The sequence below is a fragment of the Micromonospora sp. CA-240977 genome, assembly GCF_050942285.1.
Taxonomy (GTDB): Bacteria; Actinomycetota; Actinomycetes; order Mycobacteriales; family Micromonosporaceae; genus Micromonospora.
Window position 1 is genome coordinate 1375134 of record NZ_CP192055.1, and the last position, 24591, is coordinate 1399724.

The window sequence follows — 24591 nt, forward strand, 5'->3', positions numbered from 1 at the left end:
TCACCCTAATCATGGCCGTGGTGACGCGGCCGGATCGTCGAAGCGCTTCGACGATCCGTCGTGCAGGCCCGGCAGCCGGGTGTCGAGCCTGGTCACGCCGGTCTCGGCGCCCACGGGCGCCGGTCGTACGACACGAGGAGAACCGCATGCGGAACTGGCGCCTTCGGCGCGGAATCACCGCGCTCGCGCTCGCCCTGCTGGCCCTACCGGCCGTTCCCGGCACGGCGCTCGCCGATCCCAGCTACCCGTTCCGAGATCCACACCTGCCCGTGGACGCCCGGGTCGACGACCTGCTCGGCCGGCTCACCCTGGACGAGAAGATCTCCTGGCTGCACCAGTACCAGCCGGCCGTTCCCCGGCTGGGCATCGGCCTGTTCAAGACCGGCACCGAGGCCCTGCACGGGGTGGCCTGGTCGACCGACATCGACAACAACGGCGCTGTCGTCAAGGCCCGCGGCACGACCTTTCCCCAACCGGTGGGCATGGCGAGCACCTGGAACACCGACCTGATCAACCGGGTCGGCTCGGCCGTCGGCGATGAGGCGCGCGGCTATCACGCGCAGAACCCCCGGGTGTGGGGTCTCAACCTCTGGGCACCGGTGGTCAACCTGCTGCGCGACCCCCGCTGGGGCCGCAACGAGGAGGGCTACTCCGAGGACCCGCTGCTCACCGCGAAGATCTCCACCGCGTACGGCTCGGGAATGACCGGCGGGGACCCGGACCACCTGAAGAGTGCCCCGACCCTGAAGCACTACCTGGCCTACAACAACGAGGTCCGGCGGGACGTGACCTCGTCGAACGTGCCGCCGAGGGTGCTCAACGAGTACGACCGCGCGGCCTTCAGGCCGGCCATCGCCGCCGACGCGGCGACCGGGGTGATGGCCTCGTACAACCTGGTAAACGGACGGCCCGCCACCGTGGACCCGGACCTGGCCACTGTGGTACGCGGCTGGACGGATCAGCCGCTGATGAACGTCACCGACGCCTGGGCGCCGAACAACCTCGTCGCCTCGCAGGGCTACTACGCCACCCAGCCCGAGGCGAACGCCGCGATCGTCAAGGCCGGCCTCAACAGCTTCATCACCGACGACACAAACGCCCAACCCACTGTGACGGCCATCAAGCAGGCGCTGGCGACCGGCCTGCTGACCGAGGCGGACATCGACGCCCGGATCCGGGAGATCCTGAACGTGCGGTTCCGGCTGGGTGAGTTCGACCCGGGCGGTGGCCGCTACGGCGGCATCACCCCGGACGTCATCAACAGCCCGGAACACCAGCGGCTGGCCCGGCAGGCCGCCGGCGAGGCGATGGTGCTGCTGAAGAACTCCCGGCAGGCCCTTCCGCTGGACCCGGCCCGGACCCGCAAGGTGGCAGTGCTCGGTCCGCTGGCCGACACCCTCTACTCCGACTGGTACGGCGCCGACATGCCGTACCAGGTGACGGCGCTCGACGGGATCCGCGAGCGGCTGGGCAACTCCGCAAGCGTCAGCGGGCTCGACGGGGCGGACCGGATCGCCCTGAAGGACGCGGCGACCGGCCGGTACGTCTCGGCCACCGGCACCACCGACGCCGACCCGGTCCTCGGGACCGGCGCCACCCCGGCGCTCGTCGCCCAGTTCGACGCTGTCGACTGGGGCCAGGATGTGGTGACGCTGCGCAACGCCGCCAACGGTCGGTACCTCGGCTACAACTGGGGGCCGTTCATCACCCGCGACGAGCAGCCGAACGGCTGGTACGTGCAGCAGCAGTTCAAGCTGGAGCCGCAGGACGACGGCACCGTGGTGCTGCGCTACGTCGGCTACGAGACCACGGAGAGCTGGTTCGCCGCCGAGAAGTACGTCACGGTCGGCGACGACGGTGCGCTCAAGCTCGGCGCGTCCACCCCGGCTGCCGCGACCCACTTCAGCCGCGAGGTGATCAGCAGCGGGATCGACCGGGCCGTGGCGGCGGCCAAAGCGGCTGACACCGCAGTGCTGGTCGTGGGCAGCAACCCGTTCATCAACGGGCGCGAGGCGCACGACCGCGCCTCCACGGCCCTCAGCGCCGGCCAGGAGGCGCTGGTCAAGGCCGTCGTCAAGGCCAACCCCCGGACGGTGTTGGTGCTCCAGACCAGCTACCCGGTCACCATGACCTGGGAGCAGGAGCACGTGCCGGCGATCGTGTGGACCACCCACGCGGGCGCCGAGACCGGGCACGCCGTGGCCGACGTCCTGTTCGGCGACCGCAACCCGTCCGGTCGGCTCACCCAGACCTGGTACCGCTCGGACGGGCAACTGCCACCGGACCTGCTGGAGTACGACATCATCTCGTCCGGGCAGACCTATCTGTACAGCACCGCGAAGCCGCTCTACCCGTTCGGCCACGGGCTGTCGTACTCCCGGTTCCGCTACGGCCAGGCGCGCACCGGCGACCGGCCGGTCGCGGCCGACGGCACCATCACGGTCAGCGTCGATGTGACAAACACCGGCAGCCGGGCCGGGTCCGAGGTGGTCCAGCTCTACACCCACCAGCGCACCTCGCGGGTCAAGACGCCGATCCGTCAGCTCAAGGCCTTCCAGCGGGTGGAACTCGCAGCGGGGCAGACCCGGACCGTGACGTTGCGGCTGCCCGCCGCCGAACTGGCGCACTGGGACGTCACCCGCAGCCGGTGGGTGGTCGAGTCGTCCACCTACGACCTGATGGTCGGGGCGTCCGCCGAGGACATCCGGGCGCGCGCCGCGGTTCGGGTACGCGGTGAGACGGTGCCGGCCCGGGACCTGTCCCGTCCCACCCGGGCGGAGAACTTCGACGGGTACGCCGGGGTCCGGCTTGTCGACGAGACGAAGGCGCGGGGTACTGCCGTCGGCGCCACAGCGGCGGGCCAGTGGGTCTCGTTCGCCGGTTCGGCAGTGCGTCCGGGCGCCCACACCTTCACGGCCACTGTCGCCAGGGCCGGCGCGGACGCCGGCACGATCCAGGTGCGCCTGGGCTCGCCCACCGGCCGGCTGCTCGGCACGGCCACAGTGCCCAGCACCGGCGACGACTACCGGTACGTCAGCGTCAGCGCCGAGTTGGCCCGCGCCGTCGGCACCCACGACGTGTACCTGGTGTTCGACTCACCGCTGCGGCTGAGCGAGTTCTCGATCAGGTGACCGGAACCCGGGCCGGGACGATCGTCGTCCCGGCCCGGGTCGGGCACGCGCGAAGCCTGCGCGGCTCGTGCGCTGGTGACCTGGTCAGCGGGTCGCGCTACAGGTCAGGGTGGGTGTGCTGAGGGCGCCGGTGGACGAGCCCAGGAAACCGAAGGTGGTGCTGGCGCCCGCGCCGAGGGCGCCGTTGTAGGCGACGTTGCGGGCGGTGACGGCGGACCCCTGACTGGTGACTGTCGCGTTCCACGCCTGGGTGACGCTCTGCCCGTTGGCGTAGGTCCAGGTCACGGTCCAACCGTTGATCGCCGACGTCCCCGCGGTGACCCGTACCTCGCCCTGGAACCCGCCGGTCCACTGGCTGGTCAGCGAGTACGTGGCGGTGCAGCCGGCCGACGGCGGCGGGGTCGTCGGAGATGGTGGCGGCGTCGTGGGTGACGGTGGTGGGGTCGTGGGCGACGGCGGCGGCGTCGTCGGGGAGGGCGGCGGCGTGGTGACGGACCCACCCCAGCCGGCGGTGGAGTCCAACCAGGCGGCGCGGCGCAGCATCCAGTCCTGCATCACCTGGACCTGCCCCTGCCAGGTGGGCGCGGTCGGAGTGCGGAAGAAGCTGACAGTCGGCGACGTCAGGTTGGGCCAGCGCTGAAAGTTGCGCTGTGCGGCGTTGATCAGTGGGGTGGCGAGAGCGTTGATCCGAGCCTGCAACGCGGAGTCGGAGAGCAGGCCGCGTCGCAGCGTCTGCCAGCGCGAGCGGGCCTGGTTGACGAAGGCGGGATCCCGCTGCAACTGGGCGAACCAGTCGTTTGCCGACGGCTGCCTGGTCTGCTGGTACTGCCAGCCCGTCACCTGGTCGTTGGCGAAGAACCCACCGACGCCGAAGCTCAGATCGAAGTCCCACAGTGGACCGGCGAAGATCTTGCTGTCCCGGTCCTTGTAGAAGTGGGAGCTGCGCACGTACGCGTCCATCTCCCGGCTCAGCTCGTTGACGATCATGAGGTCGACGAACGAGTCGACGTCGATGTACCTGCGGTAACCGGTGGTCGGATCGGCGAAGTTCGACCCGTGCAGCACGTCGTTGAACTCCTGGAGGTGACCGCGCAGCCAGTCGCGCTGTTGCGGTTGCAGTGGCGACGGGTCGACCACCTCAAGGTAGTTCCAGCAGGTGGCGGCCGGCCCGGTGCACGGCAAGGTGGGCTCCTCGGCCGCCATCCACTCGAACTTCCAGATGTACCCGCCCTGGATCTTCGGCAGGGTCACGTCGTCGGAGTCCAACTGCTTGAGGTCGAGGCGGTCCTTGGAGTTCTTGATCGTTTCCACGATCATGTAGACGCCCAGGTAGTCGCCGGCACCCACCGGAGCGGCGTCCGTGTTGAGGTAGAACTCGGCGAACGCGTAGCGCGGAGCGGGCAGCCCCATCTCCCGGCCGAGGTCGTAGACGAGCGCCTCCCGGATCAGCGCCTTGTCGGTGAACGGACCGCGCAACGCCCAGTCCGAGTCGGCGGGCATGCCCAGCACCGGGTAGTCGGCGTCGTCGTCCTCGTTGTCCCAGAACTCGACGCGGAACGGCGTCTTCTCGAACGTCGCGGACGAGTTGCCGCGCAACCGGAAACCCGCCCGGGTGCTGACCGTCGGGGTAGCCGCCAGCGAGGTGGTGCCGCCGGCGCCCGGCTCGAAGATCATGGTGGTGGCGTCGAGGTACTCGCGGTCGGGCCGCCCGGCACCGTACGAGTCGATAAGCACCACCGGCAGGTCGTGGGCGGTGGTGACGTTCTGGGCGGCGTACATGGCGGTGCCGGGCGCACCCGTCGGCGTCTGACCGACGAACGCCTGTGCCCGCAGCTGGGTGGTCCGGGTGAAGCGCAGCGCCGAGCCCGAGTAGAGCGACGACTGGGCGGTGGGCGGCGTGCCGTTCGTGGTGTAGCGGATCTGTGCGCCGCTGACCGTGCTGCTCAGCGTCACCGCTACCTCCCCCCGGAAGGTGCCGCTGGGAACGGAGAAGACGATGTCGCCGACCAGGTCCGCCGCGGTCGCCGCGGCGAGGGCGTCAGCGGCTGCGGTGTCGCTGTCCGGGCTGGTGCCGGTCCAACCGGTGGACGAGTGTGCGGCGTCGGGGCCGGCGGGCGGACCGGCCACCGGGTGGGCGCCGGTGAGCGGCTCGGCGCCCGCCGATGGTGACGACACCACGAGGAGGCCCGCGACGAGGATGGTGGCGGCGGTGATCCCGGCGGCCCGGAAGGCCGCCGGAACACGGGTGCTGCGGACGGTCATGCGCACGATGCCTCCTGTTCTGATCGGGTGGGGACGGTCGACGCCGGACCCACCAGAGGCGGGCTGGCGCGGAAGTGGCGGCGCAACGTCCGTCGCCACGGCACGTCGGGCAGGTCCAGGCGCAGCGCCGCGAGGCCGGTGGCGTACTTCGAGATGCGGACGGGTCGGATCCCGCGCTGCCACAGCATGCGGTCGACAAGCGAAGCGGCCGAACTGGTCTTGGTCTCGACCACGGCGATGCCGGGCAGCCGCAGGGTGCGGTCACCGTCGTGCCAGGTGAGCTCGGTGTCGATGGTGACCCGACTCGCGGTCGCCGGCAGCAGCAGAGTGCTGCGGCGGTAGTTGGTGGTCAGCACCGGCTCAAGTGGACTGGCGGCGACGTCGGGCCAGATCGACTCCCGGACGAGCGCCTCGTCCACGAACCCGCGCCCGGACCGGACGGTGTGCCGGTCCTCGGCGAGGTAGGGCAGCCGGTGCTTGGTGACAAGCCCTCTCGCCCCGCTGATCTTGACCTCCAGCCAGCACTGGGCGGAGTCGAGGTAGGTGCGGGTCCGTACCTTGAAGCGCCTCCGCCGTCGGTACGCCGCGCAGTGGTAGCTGGCCAGGCATGGCGTGTCGAAGTACACCGACTCGTACGCGAAGACGCGCTGGCCGCCGATGTCCAGCACCCGCGCGTACGGGGTGAGCTGGTCCAGCAGGTGCGGCACCTCGTCCACCGCGACCACGTACTTGCGGTCCACCCGGCACTGCAGGGCGGCCCGCTCGATCAGCTCGGCGAGCGCGATCGGGGCAAGCCCCGCCAGCGGCGACGGGCTCATCGGGCCGCTCCAGCCCGCGCCGGTTTGCTGGTCCTCGCCGCCCCGCTACGCCCGGCGACCGAGTACCGGACGTCCACGACGGTCGTCTCGTTGACCATGTCGAGTCGTTGCACGGTGGCGGTGTGCACCCGGGCGTTGAGCAGCTGCTCCAGTTGGGCGACGAGAGCGACATGGTCGGTGACGGCGGAGTCGAGCACCATGATCTGGTGCCGGTAGTGCCGGAGCAACCGCCGGTGGTCGCCGACGAACATCACCGCGACGATGAGCGCCATCAGGCCGCCGCTGAGCCAGACCGAGGTGGTGCTGAGCGCACCGAGAATGCCGAGCGCGAGAGCGGAGAAGTAGTACGCGACCTCGTGTTGGTCGAGCTCCGTCGACCGGAGCCGGATGATGGAGAGCACCCCGAACAGCGCTAGCCCCAGCCCCAGCCCGGCGCCGACGTCGCTGGCGCTCAGTGCGCTCGCCACCGCGAGGACGCCGACGTTGACCCCCAGGTAGGCGACGACCAGATCGCGTCGGCGGTGCCGCGGGAAGTAGAGCCCGAAGACGAGCAGCGCCACCGCGCAGATGTCGATTGCGAACAGGACGAGCTGCGACATCTCTTGGGTTCCTCCTGGTCACCAGGCAGTTCCGGTAAACTTTCGGTATATGTTTGGTGACTGTAAGGAGTCCATCGGTAAGTGTCAATGTGTCTACGGGGTGGGTAGGCAGGGAGTTGGCTTCCCGCAAGGGAATCCTGCTCCTAATGGCCGCCGAAAGTTTCGGAGATGGCGGTGTGTGCGCCGACCGGCCGGCCCGCAGGCATGGGGTCGCCGACACGTCCGCCCGGGGCGGTGTTAACGTCTCTTCCCGTTGCCGGCGAGCGCCGCTAGCTCAACTGGCAGAGCAGCGGACTCTTAATCCGCGGGTTCGGGGTTCGAGTCCCTGGCGGCGCACCAACGATCAAGGCCCTGACCTGGTGGTTCACACCGGGGCCTTTTTCGTGTACGTCGACGGTGGGCGGGCCGCTCGCTGGGTGCTCGGGAGCCGTTGGACCGGGCGGGCTGCCGGTGGGCGCGGCGCGGTTCGCGTGGGCGGGCGACTCACGACACTGTCCGGTACTCGGTCGATGGACCGGATGGGCGAGAGCCCTTGGTGTGCGCCGCCGCCACCACGCCGAAGAGGATCACTACCTGATCCTTGATCTCGTCCGTAACAATTCCGCGCGTGTCACCCGTGCGTCAGTGCGCGCATGATGCGCAAGAGGAACTAACGAACATTCCTAGGATTTACGTGTCGATACGGATTCGCTGAGCTGGATTGCCGTATGCGATCAAGCCCGCGGCGAAAGTGAACGTGGCACACTCCCTCCTCGCGCCCATGTGTTGCCCGCGGTGGAGGTGAGCTGTCAGCATGGCTGGTACCAGAATTCAAGCAGCAGAGCGACCGGTGGGGGACATCTTCACCGATGCCTACAGGTTCAGCATTCCTCGCTACCAGCGTCCGTATGCGTGGACCGAGGAGCAGGCCGGCGAGATGCTGGAGGACCTTCTGGCCGCAGCACGTTGCGAACACAAACTCGAAGACTCGGATCCCTATTTTCTCGGCAGCATCGTTCTGGTGAAGAGGGAGGGCCATCCTGAGTCGGAGGTTGTCGACGGACAACAGCGCCTGACCACCTTGATGACGCTACTCAGCGTAGTCCGACTCTTCCTCCCGGACGACTTTGCGGCAGCGCTCTACCGGAGGATCTTCCAGCACGGTGATCCGATCCGAGGGTTATCGGACCAGCCGCGCCTGGCTCTGCGCAACAAGGATCAGCCGTTCTTCGAGAAGGAGATTCTGGACCTCGATTCGATGGCAAGGCTCGACGAGATCGCGACCAAGGGCCTTCCCGACAGTCGGCGGAACCTCGTCGCCAACGCTCGCCTTTTTCGGGACCGGCTCGCCGACCTGAGTGATGAAGAGCGCCGACGGCTGGTCCAGTTCGTTGACGGATACACCTACCTTGTCGTAGTGGCAACCCAGGATTTCGACTCTGCGTATCGGATTTTCACCGTCCTGAACGAACGTGGCCTGAGCTTGACTCATAGCGACATCCTCAAGTCCGAGATCATCGGTGCCGTTCCTTCAGATGCCCAGGCCGCCTACACCGCTACCTGGGAGAGTCAGGAGGAGGACCTCGGCCGAGAGGATTTCGCTGATCTTTTTGCACATATCCGCATGATCTACGCAAAGACTAAGGCGCGAGAAGCGATTCTGAAGGAGTTTCGCTCGGCAGTCCTGACTCAGGTGCCGGATCCACGCCAGTTTATCAATCAGGTGCTGGTGCCTTATGCCGAGGCTTTTCAAGCGGTTAGCCGCTCGGCTTACCAATCAGATGAATGCGCAGATGAGGTCAACGATCTGCTGACAGCGCTGCAGCTACTGGACAATATCGACTGGATCCCGCCTGGGATGAGTTACTTCAGTCGGCGCAGCGGTGACCCGAAAGCAATCCTTGCATTCACCCGCGACCTCGACCGGCTAGCCGCCAGCATGCATGTCCGACGCTTAGATGTCACACAACGCATAGAACGGTACGGTCGTGTACTCACTGCCATCCAGAACGGCGACGACCTAACGTCACCAACGAGTCCGCTTCAATTGAGCGAGAACGAGATGGCGAAGACGGTTGACCTCTTGGGAGGCGAGATCTACAGCGTCACTCGCCTGCGCCTCTACGTGATGCTCCGGCTTGATAGTAAGTTGTCATCGGGTGGTGCCAACTACAATCACGCCACCATTTCCGTCGAACACGTCCTGCCGCAGAATCCCAAGGCGGGCAGTCAATGGCTCAGGGATTTCACCGATACTGAGCGGGCCTACTGGGTGCACCGTCTGGCTAACCTCGTACTCCTGAATCGGAGAAAGAACTCGGAAGCCGGAAACCGTGAATTCGACGAGAAGAAGAAGGGGTACTTCACCGGCGGATCGGGCACCTCGCCTTTTCCATTGACTACCCAGGTGATTCAACACGGTGCCTGGACGCCACAGGTGCTTGGTCAGCGACAGGAAGAGTTGATTGCGCATCTGAAGGAGCTCTGGCGTCTATGAAGCGATTGGGCTCACTCGTCGATGCTATGCCGCAACAGCCGCTGATATCGAACGGCGTAGACGGCGACATGCGTGACGCGGTGGCCATCGTTTCGATTTGTGATCACCGCAAAAGTGAGCTGTCTCCTGGATGCGCTTCGGCCGGAATGTAATGCAGGACGAGGCAGGCCTGGATGTTCGCGGTAGCGCGCGTGCGGCGGGGCGCTCCGGAGCCTGCGCTTGATCCCGTCAGAACACCGTGAGGGCTCATCGTGGGTCTTCCGGATGCTTCTCCGCGCGTCGACTCTGGATGGGCTGTCGACTCGGCCGTCATTGACTTGATGTGACGGCGCGGATGCGCTGTGCTGGCAGGTGGTCGTCGTCCGGTCGGAGGTGCTCGTGGCCGCGCAGGTGGATCCCGAGTGGTGGAGTTCGGGGCTTTGGAACGGTCGACCGATCAGTGAGTTTCTGCGGCGGCGCGACATCACCGCGGTCTTCCACTTCCTCCACGCCAGGGGCGTGTCATACGGCCGGATTGCGACACTTGTTGGCGTCTCGCCCAACCGCGCTGCTGAAATCGCCAAAGGCGTCCGCCAGGTCACGGCCTACGAGGTTTTGGAACGGATCGCAGCCGGTCTGAACATTCCGCGTCCGGCTACGGGACTCGGGCGCGACGAGGACATCGTTGTGCCTCGCGACCCCGACCGCTTGGCTGTGGATGGTGAAGCGGACCGATCGCCGGCCGGTGCCGCCGCCCGCGTCGAGGTCAGCAATCTGGTCAGACTCCGACTGGGACTGGACGGGGCTCTGGCAGCGGCGAGTGTCGCTCCTCGGCAGCTTGAGCTGATTGAACAAGCTGCGGGCGAGCATATGAGGCTCTACCCCTCGGCTTCGCCGCAGATCATGCTTTCGCTACTGGCTGCCGATTGCCGAGAGGTCCAGGCACTGTCGCTTCGGCGGCAGCCGGCGGCAGTCCAGTCCCGGCTGTCCGGGGTGGCGGCGTTGCTGGCGACGATGTGCGCTGATGCGTTGATGAGGCTCGGAGACGTGTCCGAGGCTCGACGGTGGTACGGCACGGCGATCCACGCGGCGGACGACAGCGGGGATACTCGTTTCAGGGTGCTCGCGCGGGCCCAAGCGGCGATGCTGCCGTACTACTTCGGGGATCCAACCCAAACCGTCGCCCTTGCAGATGCGGCTCTGGCGGTGACGTCGAACGCATCGGCGTCGGGCGCCCTGGCAGCGGCGGGCCGGGCGCGTGCTCTGGCCCGGATCGGCGCCATCGAGCAGGCGCGGTCGGCTATCGATCAGGCACGGCGGCTGTTCGATCAGGCTGGCGACGAAGACACCGACGTGGCGTTCAGGTTTCCGGGGAAACGGCTGCTGTTCTACCTCTCCGGGGCATACACCTGGCTCGGTGACACGGTGGAGGCGTACCGGCTCCAGGACGAGGCATTGCGGCTCTACGGCGCGGCTCCGGCCGTACCGATCGACGTGGCGCTCATCGCGCTGGACCGATCGATGTGCCTCGCGCAGGACCGGCGGGCGACCGAAGCGGCGCTGACCGCGCATGATGCCGTCGCGGACCTGCACGAGACGCAGCGTACGGAGATCATCCTGACCAGGGCCACCGACGTGGCCACGGCGATCCCCGAGAAAAACGGGCGCGGCGAGGTCGCCAGCTTGACGGATTATCTACGGGCGTGCCGCGAGCGCGCCCGTAGTCTTGGGACCACAGCCGCACTCGGTCCCTAGGAGCCCCATGTTCATCGAGGCGCGCACTCGACCGGTGCTCGCCGAGGTGTGTCGTCTCCTCGGCTATCCCGACTCGAACGCGATCCTGCTGAGGCACCACACCAATGCCGTCTACGCGGTCGGTGAGGTGGTCGTCAAGATCGCCCCGGGCGATCATGACCTAGAACGGGTGCGCGGGATGGTGGCCGTGGTCGACTGGCTGGTGGCCCGAGGTTTCCCCACAGTGGGCCTTCATCCGGGCGTGTCCCAGCCGATGCGGGTGGGCGGGTACGCCGTTACGGTCTGGCAGCGTCTGAGCCCAGCACACGACGACCCGATCACCGTCTCCGAACTCGGAAGCCTTCTCCGGGACCTACACGCCTTGCCCGCTCCGCCGGTGCCGCTGCCTTCACTGCGACCGATCCACGGCATCGAGCGAGCCGTCACCCGTTCGGAGATCCTTAACGGCAAGGAACAGGATCTGCTGATGGGCCGGCTCGAGGCGCTGGCCGCCGGCTGGGAGGCGATGCGGTTTCCCCGCGGCATGAGCATGATCCAATCCGATCCGCAGATCCGCAACGCACTCCGGCGTTTCGACGGCACGCCCGTACTGGCCGACTGGGACGGCGCCGCCCTCGGGCCCCGGGAGTGGGACATCGCCACGGTCGCTGTCCACTGCCGCCGGTTCGACCCGCCCGGTCCCGATGCCTTCGCCGGCTTCACCGCCGCCTACGGCTGGGATGCCACATCCTGGCCGAGATTTGAAGAGTTGTGCCAGCTCCGTGAGCTGCAGATGATCGCCACCAACGCTCGCAAATCCCGGCCCGGGACCGAGGCCGCCGACGAGGTGCACCACCGGATCGCGGGCCTCGTCGACGACGCATCGGAACTCCGCCGCTGGCACATCCTCTGAGCCGAGTCTTGCAGGGCGGGCACCGTGTGTCCTCTCTGCATTGGCTCAGGCGAGACACGGTGAGGCCCACCGTGGCCCACCACGCTGGGTCTGTCTCCGGCCAGTGCCGCCAGCGATCGTGGACGTCAGGAACACGTCGGCGGAACGGTCCAGGACCATCCTGACCCCCAATGCGCGCCGACGGGCCAGCGGCAATGTCACGCCAGGGAGACCCAGATGGACGTGCCACTTGGCGACAGGTCGGAACGCGACCCGACGCACCGGCAAGTGCTCGCGCCGGGCACTCCGTCGACCGCACGGGTGACTCCCCGTTCGCGTACCGCCAGCAGGGCTGCGTGGACGGGTGACCGGTGGTCTGCTCCCAGCCGCTGGCCGACGGCGGTGGGCTTGCCGGTACGCCGGCAAGCCCACCGCGCACCGAGGACGGCATCGGCCGGGGGTCGGCCATGACGGTGTACGTGTCGCGGTACGCCGTGACCGGCGAGCTGGCGACAGACCGCGCAGCGGTGGTCCCGACGGCGGTGGGACCGGGTTCGGCCGACCCGCCGCTGTTGACGCACGTCTGGCGGGTCTTGTTCGAGCAACAGGCGCGGAAGTGCCGCCGCCGATGAGTACGGACGGCACCGGTACTGCCGGGCAGCACCGGCCCGTGCCGGCGGAGCATCTGCCGTTGCGTCCGCTCTGGCTGTGTCGCCGCTGCGGGCAGCCCTGGCCCTGCGGACGGGCGCGGCTCGTACTGGTCGCCGAGTACCGCGACAACAGAGTCGGTCTCTTCCTATACCTGGCCGGCCTGCTCCATGAGGCCATCGACGACCTCCACCAGCTCGATCCGAGCACCGGCGGCGATGTCAAAGGCCTGTTCGCCCGGTTCCTCGGCTGGTCCGCCCGACACCACAGTGGGGCTGAATCGCCGCGCTGACCGGGATCTCCCGCGTCTCACCGCTCTCTCCTTCTACCGCCTTCTCGGCCGCGACCACTGATCGCCTATTCCTCCGTGACGTCTGGTGACGTCGGTGCCGTGCCGGTAGGTTCGACCTCCTGAGCTCTCGTCGTCAGGTGGAGGAATCCGGCCGCGTGTCGCATGTCGAGAAGATCACTACGGAGCTACGTACGCTGGCTGCCGGCGTCGAGCGTGCGCAGGATCTGGCTGCCGCTGCTGATCAGCAGGCGCAGGAGATCGCGCTGCGCGCGGCGGGTGCCGGGTTCGCAGCGGTCGCTGCCGGGGTGGCGCGGGTTCGCGGGGCCATCGCCACCATCCGGGGTGGACTGGGCGGCCTCGCCGGGGCTGTCGGTGATGCCGCGAAGGTGGCCGCTGCTGTCCCGAAGCAGGCCAGTCCGGGGGAGACGATCAGCGGGCTGACTCCGGTCCAGAGTGCGGTCGACGGTATCCGTGACCAGACGGCCGCCACGATCACCCAGGTCGGTGAGGCGCAGCAGCTTGTCGTCGGGGTTTTGCAGGGAGGGCAGCCGGGGCCGCTGATACAAGGTCTGGAGAGCGTCAAACAGGTGCTTGTGATGCTGGTTCAGCGCACCGCCACCACACGCCAGGCGGTGGACGCGGCGATCGCCGAGGCACGACAGTTGGGAAACTGAGCGGGGCTGGCGGTGCCGTACCGACCAGCCCTGCCTCGGTTAACACGCCATCCCCCGGCAGGGGCGTGACGACGCCATGGACGCGCAAGCCGACCGGAGAGCGCGGCGGTTCGCCTACCGGCCGGCGTACCCGGATTCCTCCGAGGGAAGACGCACGCGTGCGGCGCTCCCTGGAACTGGAGAACCAGTGCGCCGCTACCGTCGCTGCGGAGGGGTACCGACTCCACCAGAACCCGACCCGACAGGAGATCGCTGACGCCCGGCTCGGTACCGGTGATTCTGGGAAACCGGGCAAGGATCCCGACTACCTGATCGAGGGACACGTCTTCGACTGTTACTCCCCGATGCCGGCGAAGAGCGTGCGAGGCGTGTGGAGCGGGGTATCCGACAAGATCACTAGCGAGCAGACTCAACGGGTGGTGGTCAACCTCCACGACTGGCGTGGCGATCTCCCGGCGTTGCAGAGACAGTTCGACGACTGGCCGATCGCAGGGTTGAAGGAACTGGTGGCGGTGACGCGCAGCGGGGCGATAATCCAGATCCTGCGACGAGACTGAAGGGCTATCTATGGCGACTGAGTACCGCTTGACGCTGGCCGGCGACATTCCTCTCGATGTGCTGGCCGGTGTCGTCGCTCCGGAAGGTGTTGAGGAGTCGGCGGTAGATGGCAGGCCTCGGGTGTTGAGTGCGGACCTCAGCGATCGGTGCGGTTACACGGTGAGCATCCACGCCGGAGCCCACGGCTACTTCGAGGCCGAAGATGGTGACGGCTCGATGTGGGAGTGGGAACCGGAGAGGTATGTCACCATCGGCTTCCGGCTGGTTAATAGCGAATCCTCCGACCGGGCGACGCGGGAGATGCTGGCGTCCGTGGCCCGGGTGCTAGATCAGCGGTCGGAGGACGCCGCGCTGATCCTCGACGCCGACTGGCTGCTGCTGACCCGCTTCTCGGGAACGCTGCGCAGGCACGCACTGAGCTGGTGGAGCGTGCACGGCGAGGACGATCTTCTCAGCCGGTAAGAGGCTCGGCGGCCTGCCTATTCCGCGACTCGCAAAGGCCTCGACCCTGACGCCCGCAGACGCAAGGACTTCGTCGGCCGGCCGGGGGCGGCATGGACCGTGCGATTGCCATCCTGGACGGTGAGGTCGTCGGCTGCCTCGTCGCATCGCGGAGCCAGGATGATCCGGCCGAGATCTATCCGCAGGACATGATGACCGACCCCAACCGCCGGCGTCGCGGGATCGCCCCGAGCACTGGTGGGACGATCTCTGATCTCTCAGAACCTGGACTGGCTGAGGCTGGCGGTGTCGGCGAACATGAGGACTCTGTGTCCGTCATCACAAGGTGCTCTAGACGCGATCGACTTTCCGGTCAAAGCCACCCATCTTGACCGGCTCTCCAGTAGGCGTGGCTGGCTGGGACGGTCGGGTCGTGGGGACGGAGGGAACCGTTATGGCAGGTGACGGGCTGGCGAAGATGGTCCGGCGCTGTGCCCCGTCGAGGGCGTGCCGAGGCCTTGGATCGTCTGGGTTGACTTGCTTGACAGCGTCGGTCTGGCCGAGAGGTACTGGAGGAACGTTCCCCTTGTGGGCGAGCTTGTTCGCCGGGCCGACTGGTCGAGGAATGGTCGCCCGTAAGGGCCTTTCCTCGTCGTTGTCGCTTGGTGCGCCGGTCTGGTCGTTGGGGCGCCGACCGAGTGACAGGAGGACCGCCATGAAGGATCTTCTCCCGGCAGGTTGAGCCGACGCCAGTCCGGCCGCAGCGGTGTGCTGCGCTACCGGCGGAAGTGTCCCTGTCCGAAACAGTTGCCTCCGGTTGCCGGAAGCGAATGTGAGCCCGCCGGTTCGCGTCCCTGTCGCTGTCCATCTTCGTGTCCACGATCGTGCCGGTCACGGTCGTGGCGATGACTGCTGCCCTGACCCGTCTTGGGTCTATCCGTGCGCTGCGCAGGGTGTTCGTTGACTCCTCAACAGTGATTAACAGCGCGACTTCCCGGGCGGTCCACCTTGCCGGGCCTCCCTGCGACCCGGCAGGCGACCATCGCCGGCCGACCTCACTTCGGTGCGAGGGCGATGCACATGGCCCTCCACGTCGTTTCCCCAGCCGTGGTCCACGGCGCCGTTCAGATCTTTCGACAAGGAGTACCTGACGTGTTTTTCCACGACTTCCGCATCGCCTCGGGATTCGGCCCGGTGGCGGTGACAGTTTCCGGCTTGGCCCCCGCTCGAGGGTCGGGCTTGCCGTCAGCGTTGACGTCAGTCTTCAGCCGGACCCCCGAACCGACCCCCTCTTTCCTCTCACACCGCAGGCCAGTCCGTCTGTCAGCGACGTCGGCTTGTCCTGCGACAGACCCTGCCTGGTCTCGGGTCTCTCCCCCTGGGCCCGGCAACCCGTACCCGGACAGGAGGTGAATGCCCGTGGATGATCTGGTCCTTCGGGTCCAGTCCCAGCTGACCGGCCGTGACCGTGTGCTGCTCGGCTGGTTGTACGACCACGGCGTGTTGACGTCGTTCCAGATCGCGAACGCCCTGTTCCCGTCGTTGGACTTCTGTCAACGGCGGCTGCGGACCCTACACCGGTTGCGGTTGGTGGCCCGGTTCCGGCCGCAGCGGGCCGACGGCGGCTCGTACCCGTACCACTACGTCATCGACCAGCTCGGCGCTGAAGTCGTCGCGGCCAGCCGGGACGAACGCCCACCACGGCGTGACCACGCCCGGGTGGAGCGGCGACGCTGGACCTCAACCCGCAGCCTCACCCACCGCCTCGGGGTGAACGGCTTCTTCACCGACCTGGCCGGGCACGCCCGCACCCGTCCGGGCGAAGGTCTGGTGGAGTGGTTGCCGGAGGCGGTGTGCCAGCGCGCCGGTACGTTCACCAGCCGGCAGGATCCGGGGCTGGTGCGGGCGTATCAGCCGCGGGTGCGCCCGGACGGCTACGGCCGGTGGGTCGACGGTGGCGCAGAGGTGCCGTTCTTTGTCGAGTACGACACCGGTGCCGAGCAGTTGTCGATTCTGACCGGCAAGGTGGACGGCTATCAGGAGCTGTTCGGCACGCTCGGGCGGATGTGGCCGGTGTTGTTCTGGGTGCACTCGGCCGCCCGGGAGCGCAACCTGCGCCGTGTGCTGGCCGACGTGCCGCTGTCGGTGCCGATTGCTACCGGTGCTCGCGACCACGCCGTGACGGCCGGCCTGGGCCCAGCGGAGGCGGTGTGGGCCGTGGCCGGCGGGGAAGGGCAGCGGCTGCGGCTGGCTGATTTGGCCGGTTACGTCGTTGACGTCTCCAGCCGGGCGGGTGAGGCCGCGTGATTGGCGACGACACGACGGCGGCGGACAGTACCTCCGCTGCGGATCGGACAGCAACGGCCGGCGTCTGTCACGGATCTGTTCTGAGCGGCATGGCAGGTGTTGACAGATCTGTGAGAGCACCGAACGTCCGCTCCCACAGCCGCGGGACCGCATCCCGGTCCCGCGTCTGCGGGGGACGGTCCACGGCCGGCGTGCGGTCCCCGTCCCGATGGTTGTCCGACGCCGGGTCGGTCCGCCATCCGGTCCGGCCTCTTGTGACAGGCGGACGGGTCGTTGTTCCGGTCCGGGTCGAGGAGGTGATGGGCCACGACGGCACCGGCCACTGACCCGAACCCGGGGCTGCGGGGTAGCCGCGTCGAGGGCGTCGTCCAGGTCGTCATCATGCTGGCCATTGGCGGCGCAGCGGGGGCGGCCAGCTTCACCCACGTGCACAACGTCGCCGCTGCGCACGGCCAACCCGGCTGGCTGGCTTGGGCCGACGCGATCGTCCTGGAGCTGATGTCCATCGCCTCCGGCCTGGAACTACGCCGCCGCAAACGCGCTCACACCTCCACGGTGTTCCCGGCCACCGTGCTGGCGTGTGCGGTCACCCTGTCCCTGGCGGCGCAGGTCGTCGAGGCCGAACCCTCGGTCATCGGGTGGATCACCGCCGCCGTACCCGCGCTCGGTTTCCTCGTCATGGTCAAGATCGCCCTTGGCCGGACCAGTACCGCCACGCCCGCCCCTGCCGTGGCGGCTGTGCACTGCCGACCGGGTGAGGCCGGATGGACCCGTCCGGACCGCGGACCGGACGAGACCGTGCGGTCCGCCGTCACGGCGGGGGAGCGGTCCAGCAACCGGACCGTCCGCTCATCGGATGCTCGTCGTCACGGGGGCGGACGGGAACGGCGGCGGCGAGCGGACCGGGGACCGTCCCCGCAGCCGTCCCGCGCGGTGGCCGAGCTGCTGCCAGCGGCGCGAAAGGTCCGGGACCGGCTCGCCGCAGACGGTCAGGCACTGACCCGGGCAGCGCTCGCCGAAGCCCTCCGCGCTGCCGGTCACACCGTGTCCAACACCCGAATATCCGAACTGCTCAAGACCCTCAAAGTCGAGTCGTCGGCACGACCCGGACTGATCCCGAGCCCGGTCATGCCGACCAACCCGACGTCGCCGCCTCTGTCACCGGAGCGGCCCGATGGTGGCGGAGCAGCCACCCCTGCGCCGGTCGACCCCGACAACTACCCCGCTCCTACCGCACAGCCATCCATCTCATAACCAGGAGAAGCCTGATCATGAACAGCCCAACGAACCCCGCTGACCAGACAACCCGCACGACGACCGACAGCACCACCGCGCCCAGCGTCGGGCAGGTGTGGACGATCGAGCGCATCCGTGCCCTCGGCGTGACCACCACCCTCGCCACCACCGCTTCGGTGCTCGGGATCAGCCGATCCCAGGCGTACCGGCTCGCTGCCACCGACCAGTTCCCCATACCGCTGATCCGGGCGGGTAGCCGCATCATCGTCCCGGTAGCCGCCCTGCTCCACCTTCTCCAACTCGAACCCAACGGAACCAGCGGCCGGCGACTTGAAGCCGATGCGAAGGTGAGCGTGGATGCGTTGACCCCGCCGCCAGCGGATTCCACCCGGCACCGCTGGCGGCACCATACGAAGCATCCAGGAGACGATGAGTGAAGGGATCCACCTTCAAACGCTGCGGCTGCCGCGACAGCGTCACGGGCCGGCGACTGGGACGTTCCTGTCCCCAGCTTCGCCGGCCCGGCGGCGGTTGGTCCCGCACCCACGGCCACTGGCACTGGCAGATCGAAGTGCCCGCCCGCGCCGACGGCACCCGCCGTCCACTCCGTCACGGCCCCCACGCCACCCAGGCCGGCGCCGACGCCGTCCTGGACCGCATCCGGGCGGTGCTCGCCGTCCCAGATCCCACCGACCCGCACACCACCGTCAAGACAGGCGACCTCATCGAGACCGCCGTCAAGACTAGCGCGCCCATCCCCACCCCGGATCAGATCCGGCGGGCGCTGCACCTGGACATCACCCCCACCGAACTGCCCACTATGCAGGCGTACCTGACCGACTGGCTCGCCGGACGCAAGAACATCAAGACGGGCACCCTGCGCTCCTACGAAGGGCACATCCGGCTGTACCTGATCCCGCACCTCGGCCACCTGCGCATCGACCGGCTCCGCCCCGGCCACATCGACGCCATGTACGACGCCATCGCCGAACGCAACACCACCATCGCCGCCCTGCGCTCCAGCCGCGACCCCGCCCAACGCGACCAGGTCAAGAACCAGCGGATCGTCGGCCCCCGAACCCTGCACCTCATCCACGCCACCCTGCGCAAGGCCCTCAACGACGCGATGCGCCGGCACCGTTACGTCGACACCAACCCCGCCCTCATGGTCGAACTACCCACAGCCCGCCCACCGAAGCCCACCGTCTGGACCGACCAACGCATCCGCACCTGGCACGACACCGGCACAACCCCCAGCCCCGTCATGATCTGGACCCCCGAACACACCGGCAGATTCCTCGACCACACCCACGACGCCGGCGACCGGCTCTACGCCCTCTACCACCTCGTCACCTTCACCGGCCTCCGCCGCGGCGAAGCCTGCGGCCTGCACTGGGACGACCTCGACCTCGACGCAGCCATCCTCACCGTTCGCTGGCAACTCGTCCAACACGGCTGGGCCACCGCCATCGACACTCCGAAAACCACCGACAGCGAGGCCGCGGTCGCTCTCGACACTGAGACCGTCGCTGTGCTGCGCGCCCACCGCACCCGGCAACACCGTGAACGCCTCGCCGCCGGCGCTGCCTGGACCACCACCGGGCTCGTGTTCACCACGCCCACCGGTGGTCGGCTCCACCCTGCCGACGTCACCGACCACTTCCACCACCTCGCCACGCAAGCCGGGCTGCCACCCATCAGGCTCCACGACCTCCGCCACGGTGCCGCCACCATGGGACTAGCCGCCGGAGTCCAGATGAAAATCATCTCCAACCGGCTCCGCCACTCCAGCCCCCACTTCACCGCCAAGTTCTACGGCGACGTCCTACCCGAGCTATCCCACGCCGCAGCCGAAGCCACTGCGGCCCTTGTACCCCGGCGCCGCGACCGCGGGATCCAGTCGGCGTAGTGTGTCGGCGTCCGTGGTGGGGCGAATACAGACTGGCCCTGTCCGGCGACGCCCTTTGCCCGAGGCCCCACTGCCTGTTGTGGCGTGGTCCGGGCCCTCGCCCCCGTTCAGCGACCCCGACTGATACCGGTGTTCGCTAGACGACGTCCCGGTACGCCCTCGCCGGGACGTCGTCGACGTTCCCCGTCCACCACAGGGCCGCGGCGCATAACCCACCCCCTATGGTGGGTGGCGCTAGGCGAAGTTGCAGGTCGCCCAAGCGGCCTACAGCGTCGCCCAAGATGTCAGCCCGGCGTCGGACGATGACGATTCCGGCGACTCGCTGGAGTTCCGGCTACCCCAGACGCGCCGATCGGCCGAACAGTCGGACGGCGAGTCTCCCCTACTGTGGAGAACCGACATGGCTGTCGATGGCGACACGGAACCGGCCACAGCGGGCGCTGTAGGGTAGTCGGACACATGCCCGGCCCGGGGCAGAAATGGACCAGTTCGGCAGACAGGGGTACATGGATGATGCCGTGGCAGCCCCTGCGGGATTTCGACCCGACAGAGTGTGGCGGCTTCCGACTCACCCATCTACTCGGCGAAGGCGGTTTCGGCACCGTTTTTCTCGGCTTCCGCCCGGACATTCCCGATGCGGCCGCTGTCAAAATCTTCAAGTCCGAGTACGGGAAGTCTGATATTTGGCGGCAGCGTTTTTGCCGCGAGATCACGCTGATCGAAAAGATGGCGGGTGTCCACACCGCGGACTTGTTCGACTCTGGAGGGCAGGACAGCCCGCCTTGGCTGGCCATGCGGTACGTGCATGCGCCGCCGCTGCACCGACTGGTGCACCAGTACGGAGCGTTCGATGTGCTGCCGGCCTGGTGGTTGGCGACAGGGCTGGCCGAGGCGCTGGCCGAAATCCACGCCAAGGGGATCCTGCACCGCGACTTGAAGCCACAGAACATCCTGGTCGAGCAGACCGGGCTGAAGATCATCGACTTCGGGATCTCTCGGTCGGTCACCGGTGACGGGATCACCGCCGAGCCGAAGTTCTTCGGCAGCGACCAGTATTGCGCGAATGAGCATCTGCTTGACCCACGAGCCGCGACCGAGAAGTCCGATGTCTTCGCTCTGGGCGCGGTGCTGGTGTGGGTGACGACAGGGAGGACACCGTTCCAGACCTGCACGGTCGTTGAACGGCTGATGGGTATGACGCCGGACCTGGATGGGGTGCCGGAGCCGCTTTACGAGCTTGTCGAGTCCTGCCTGGCCAACGACCCGAAGAACCGTCCAACGGCGTTGACGGTGTTCCGCACCGCACTAGATCATTTGACCGATTACGCGGTTCCCCTGGCGAGTGAGGCCGGACTGCCGTTGCCGGCGGAAATCCGCGACTACGTCGAGGATTGGGCGGCCGAGCCGGTCCCCGTGCTGGCGTTCGCCACGACCGGTGGAGGCAGCAGCACAGGATCTGAGGTAAGTGCGGGTATGCCGAGGTCCACCACCGCCGGTTCACTCTCGAAGCGGGCGGACTTCAGCGCTGACTGGGTCTCTCGTTGGCACAACGCGGCACGTCGGCGACGGGACAGCTACGGAAGATAGCGTGTCCGGGTGTTCATGGACGGGAAGAGGAAATGAGCGAGTTGATCGTCAGCGTGGCCCCGAACAGTTTGCCCCAGTTCGCCTCCGGGATGACCGTACTTGCCAGAGACGAGGAGTGGCTGGTCACCGAAGTCAGCCAGACCCGCGACGACGGGACACGGCTGGTGGTGACCGGGACCTCCCCGCTGGTAAGGGACGAGACTGCGATCTTCTTTCACCATCCGGAAGGGCCCGGTCGGCTGGACCGGGTCGAGCCGCTGCTCGCCGAGGACACCCGACTCATTCACGACACCTCGCCCGGCTTCCGACGGTCGCGGTTGTTCATCGAGGCGTTGCTGCGCAAGACCCCTCTGCCGCAGGCCGAGCAACGACTCGCCACGGCTGGCACGCACTTGGCCAACGACCTGCTGTATCAGCGGGAGCCTGCGAGGCGGGCGTTCATGAACCTGCGGCCCCGACTGCTGATCGCCGACGCGGTCGGGCTCGGCAAGACCTTGGAGGTCGGGTTACTGCTGTCGGAGTTGATCCGGCGAGGACGTGGGGGCCGGATTCTGGTGGTGACGCCCCGGCACATCCTTGAGCAGTTCCAGCACGAGTTGTGGACTCGCTTCTCCATCGGGCTGGTCCGGCTGGACTCGACCGGGGTAGCCCGGATGCAGCGCAAGCTCCCCGCCGGGCGGAACCCCTTCGACTACTACCAGCGAGTGATCGCCTCAATCGACACGTTGAAAAGTGCCCGCTACCGTGAGCAGCTGCGTCGGGTGCAGTGGGACGCGGTCGTCATGGACGAGTCGCACAAGCTGATCAGCAAGACGGCGTTGAACAACCAGCTCGCCCGGGTGCTCGCGCCGACTACCCACGCGTTCATCCTGGCTTCGGCCACCCCGCACAACGGCGATGACGAGTCGTTCAATGAGCTGATCAGCCTGATCGAACCGACATCCATCGTGGATCCCAAGAAGCGTTCTACCCGCGAGGAGCTCAAAGACCTGTACGTGCGCCGGCACAAGATGAGCCCGGACGTGGCGGCGCAACTGGGCACGGAGTGGGCCGAGCGCGCCAAGCCACAGTTCGTCGACTGCTTGGCGACCGCACCGGAGGAGGCAGTCCTCGACGAGCTTTACTCCACCTGGGTAGCTCCGCCGCAGGGACAGTCCCCACCACTTACTGGCAAGGGCAGCAGGCTGTTTCCGGTGACGCTGCTCAAAGCGTTCCTCTCCTCCCATGAAGCGCTGAGGGAAACCATCGCCAACCGCCTCAAACGCCATGAGAGCGAGCCGAAGCACGCCAACGAGGTCAAAGCCCTGCAGCGCCTCTCCGGACTCATCGCGCGGATGACTGACGACGACTCCGCCAAGCTCACGGCGCTGGTCCAAGTGCTTCGACAGCTCAGAATCGGCCCGAAGTCAGCGACCCGGATAGTGATCTTCTCCGAGCGCCGCGCCACGATCGACTGGCTCTACCGGCAACTCCCAGCCCGGCTGGGCTTCATGCAGAAGGATCCGCCAGGGCAGGCGGAGAAGGGCGTTACGGGCCCGGTGCGGATCCTGCACGGCAGCCAGTCCGACGAGGCCCAGCAGCGCATCGTCAAGGACTTCGCGCTGGAAGGCAGCGACGTACGGATCCTGCTGACGAGCGATATCGCCGCCGAGGGCGTCAACCTGCACCGTCAATGCCACGAACTGGTCCATTACGACATCCCCTGGTCGCTGATCACCATCGAGCAGCGAAACGGCCGCATCGACCGCTACGGCCAGCGGATCCCACCTCAGATCCGGGTGCTGCTGCACCAGTCGGCCAACCCTGCTCACTCGGCCGACCGGTCGGTGTCGAAGAAGCTCGCCGAAAAGGAGGACAACGCGCACCGCACCCTCGGGGAAGCCGCCGCGCTGATGGGACTGCGCGATGAGCAGGCCGAGGAGATGAGCATTGAGGAGGCGTTCCTCGTCGGCCGCGATATCGACGAGGTCGTGCCCGATCAGCCGACCGACGACGATGACATCTTCATGGCTGGCGGCGGCTTCGACGACGAGGACAGCCCCGTCGAAGCTCAGCCCGACGACACGGTACGGCCGCCGAGGCTGTTCGGTTCCACCCGTGAATTCGTCGAGGACGCCTTCGCCGAGGCGTACCAGAATCCGGCGGAGGCGATCGGCTTGACTTGGCTGGATGCCGCCGACTATCCGGATACCTTCGAATTCGAGCTCAACCGTGATGGGCAACGCCTGGCGGACCTGCAGCGCCGGCTCAACGTCTTGCCGCAGTCCTACCTGGACGAGCGGCGGATCCTGGAGCGAATGACTCTCACCTTCTCGCCCAGTGTCGCGATCACTCGCCTGGAACTGGCCCGCAAACACAGCGGCGAGCGGCTCAAACGTCGGGGGTCCGCGACCAAGGACCAGAAATTTACCGAGTCCGGCTGGCCGGACATGTCGTACCTCACCGACCAGCACCCGGTCATCGAGTGGCTGGTCGACAAGGTTCTCGCCCGCCGGTCGGCCGACACCACCCAGGCCCGGCGCCTCACCGCACCGGTCATCGCTGCCCACGTCACTGCGCCGGTCTTCCTGGTCAACGGCCGGTATTCCAATAAGCAGGGAAAGCCGACCGTGCTGGCCTGGCTGGCACTGCACCGCGAGCAGGACGCGATGCGCGTCGACGAGCGGGAGTTCGTCCAAGTCCTGCACGACGCGAAGGTCAACCGGGAGATGCGGATGTGCGACGTCGGCGAACTTGCTGCCCTCCAGGCGTTGGTCCCGCAGGCCGTGGACACCGCCCGTACCGAGATGCGTAGGCGCCTGGACGACGAAGAAGACAAACTGATGGCTCCTCTCATCGCTTACGAGCAGCAACTTCACGACTGGGAGCGGAGGACCGGTGCCCGTTACGAGCAGCTGACCCTCACCGCTGTCCGGAGCCGGGCCGAGCAACGGGTGCAGCACACGGTCACGAAGGTCAAAGAACTGCTCGACGAGTTGTCCACCGCCGGCGAGCCGATGATCCGCGTCGTTGGCGTGCTCGTCCCCGAGCGGAGTGTGTGAGGTAAGC

General features: G+C 67.5%; 18 protein-coding genes and 1 tRNA gene. 16 read left to right on the top strand and 3 right to left on the bottom strand.

Annotated elements, in window-relative coordinates:
- Positions 1 to 146: 146 nt before the first annotated feature.
- Positions 147 to 3131 carry a glycoside hydrolase family 3 C-terminal domain-containing protein gene (locus ACQPWW_RS06535; RefSeq protein WP_433130132.1) on the top strand — a complete coding sequence of 995 codons (2985 nt, stop codon included), beginning with the start codon at positions 147 to 149 and terminating at the stop codon, positions 3129 to 3131.
- Between the two features lie 84 nt (positions 3132 to 3215).
- On the opposite strand, the gene ACQPWW_RS06540 is transcribed toward ACQPWW_RS06535, so the two are convergent.
- From ACQPWW_RS06540 to ACQPWW_RS06550, 3 genes are read right to left on the bottom strand one after another with little or no spacing between them, the layout of a single operon-like run.
- A complete protein-coding gene (locus tag ACQPWW_RS06540) occupies positions 3216 to 5393 on the bottom strand; it encodes a CotH kinase family protein (RefSeq protein ID WP_433134170.1) in 2178 nt (725 codons plus the stop codon).
- Positions 5390 to 6211, bottom strand: a complete 822-nt coding sequence (locus tag ACQPWW_RS06545; RefSeq protein ID WP_433130134.1) for a polyphosphate polymerase domain-containing protein — start codon at positions 6209 to 6211, stop codon at positions 5390 to 5392. Before ACQPWW_RS06545 ends, ACQPWW_RS06540 begins: the two co-directional genes overlap by 4 nt.
- Complete coding sequence (locus ACQPWW_RS06550) at positions 6208 to 6810, bottom strand: DUF4956 domain-containing protein (protein WP_433130136.1); 603 nt, start codon at positions 6808 to 6810, stop codon at positions 6208 to 6210. The genes ACQPWW_RS06545 and ACQPWW_RS06550 overlap by 4 nt, the downstream gene beginning before the upstream one ends.
- A gap of 263 nt (positions 6811 to 7073) precedes the next feature.
- Here ACQPWW_RS06550 and ACQPWW_RS06555 point away from each other — a divergent pair.
- From ACQPWW_RS06555 to ACQPWW_RS06625, 15 genes are all read left to right on the top strand, one after another.
- Positions 7074 to 7149: transfer RNA gene (locus ACQPWW_RS06555), tRNA-Lys, on the top strand.
- Between the two features lie 490 nt (positions 7150 to 7639).
- Positions 7640 to 9286, top strand: coding sequence for a DUF262 domain-containing protein (locus ACQPWW_RS06560; protein WP_433130138.1), 1647 nt, complete (start codon positions 7640 to 7642; stop codon positions 9284 to 9286).
- Positions 9287 to 9658: 372 nt separating this feature from the next.
- The gene (locus tag ACQPWW_RS06565) at positions 9659 to 11020 is read left to right on the top strand and encodes a hypothetical protein (RefSeq protein WP_433134172.1); all 1362 of its coding nucleotides are present in this window, start codon (positions 9659 to 9661) and stop codon (positions 11018 to 11020) included.
- 7 nt (positions 11021 to 11027) lie between these two features.
- A complete protein-coding gene (locus tag ACQPWW_RS06570; protein ID WP_433130140.1) occupies positions 11028 to 11912 on the top strand; it encodes a phosphotransferase in 885 nt (294 codons plus the stop codon).
- Between the two features lie 350 nt (positions 11913 to 12262).
- Positions 12263 to 12523, top strand: coding sequence for a multiple cyclophane-containing RiPP AmcA (amcA, locus tag ACQPWW_RS06575; RefSeq protein ID WP_433130142.1), 261 nt, complete (start codon positions 12263 to 12265; stop codon positions 12521 to 12523).
- Positions 12520 to 12831 (top strand): hypothetical protein, encoded by a 312-nt coding sequence (locus ACQPWW_RS06580; RefSeq protein ID WP_433130144.1) that lies wholly within the window; start codon positions 12520 to 12522, stop codon positions 12829 to 12831. The genes amcA and ACQPWW_RS06580 overlap by 4 nt, the downstream gene beginning before the upstream one ends.
- Before the next feature lie 155 nt (positions 12832 to 12986).
- Entirely contained in the window at positions 12987 to 13505 is a 519-nt protein-coding gene (locus tag ACQPWW_RS06585) for a DUF6244 family protein (protein WP_433134174.1), read from the top strand.
- A gap of 158 nt (positions 13506 to 13663) precedes the next feature.
- Complete coding sequence (locus tag ACQPWW_RS06590; RefSeq protein ID WP_433130146.1) at positions 13664 to 14062, top strand: hypothetical protein; 399 nt, start codon at positions 13664 to 13666, stop codon at positions 14060 to 14062.
- A gap of 10 nt (positions 14063 to 14072) precedes the next feature.
- Positions 14073 to 14525: a SitI3 family protein gene (locus ACQPWW_RS06595; protein ID WP_433130148.1), complete on the top strand. Its 453-nt coding sequence runs from the start codon at positions 14073 to 14075 to the stop codon at positions 14523 to 14525.
- A gap of 1398 nt (positions 14526 to 15923) precedes the next feature.
- A complete protein-coding gene (locus tag ACQPWW_RS06600) occupies positions 15924 to 16811 on the top strand; it encodes a replication-relaxation family protein (protein ID WP_433130150.1) in 888 nt (295 codons plus the stop codon).
- Between the two features lie 381 nt (positions 16812 to 17192).
- The gene (locus ACQPWW_RS06605; RefSeq protein ID WP_433130152.1) at positions 17193 to 18065 is read left to right on the top strand and encodes a DUF2637 domain-containing protein; all 873 of its coding nucleotides are present in this window, start codon (positions 17193 to 17195) and stop codon (positions 18063 to 18065) included.
- A 17-nt stretch (positions 18066 to 18082) separates the two neighbouring features.
- Positions 18083 to 18484 (top strand): hypothetical protein, encoded by a 402-nt coding sequence (locus ACQPWW_RS06610; RefSeq protein WP_433130154.1) that lies wholly within the window; start codon positions 18083 to 18085, stop codon positions 18482 to 18484.
- Positions 18481 to 19956: a tyrosine-type recombinase/integrase gene (locus tag ACQPWW_RS06615; RefSeq protein WP_433130157.1), complete on the top strand. Its 1476-nt coding sequence runs from the start codon at positions 18481 to 18483 to the stop codon at positions 19954 to 19956. Before ACQPWW_RS06610 ends, ACQPWW_RS06615 begins: the two co-directional genes overlap by 4 nt.
- 510 nt (positions 19957 to 20466) lie before the next feature.
- Positions 20467 to 21543, top strand: coding sequence for a serine/threonine protein kinase (locus tag ACQPWW_RS06620; RefSeq protein ID WP_433130159.1), 1077 nt, complete (start codon positions 20467 to 20469; stop codon positions 21541 to 21543).
- A 32-nt stretch (positions 21544 to 21575) separates the two neighbouring features.
- On the top strand, positions 21576 to 24584 hold the full coding sequence (locus ACQPWW_RS06625) for a helicase-related protein (RefSeq protein ID WP_433130161.1): 3009 nt from the start codon (positions 21576 to 21578) through the stop codon (positions 24582 to 24584).
- The last annotated feature ends 7 nt before the right edge of the window (positions 24585 to 24591 follow it).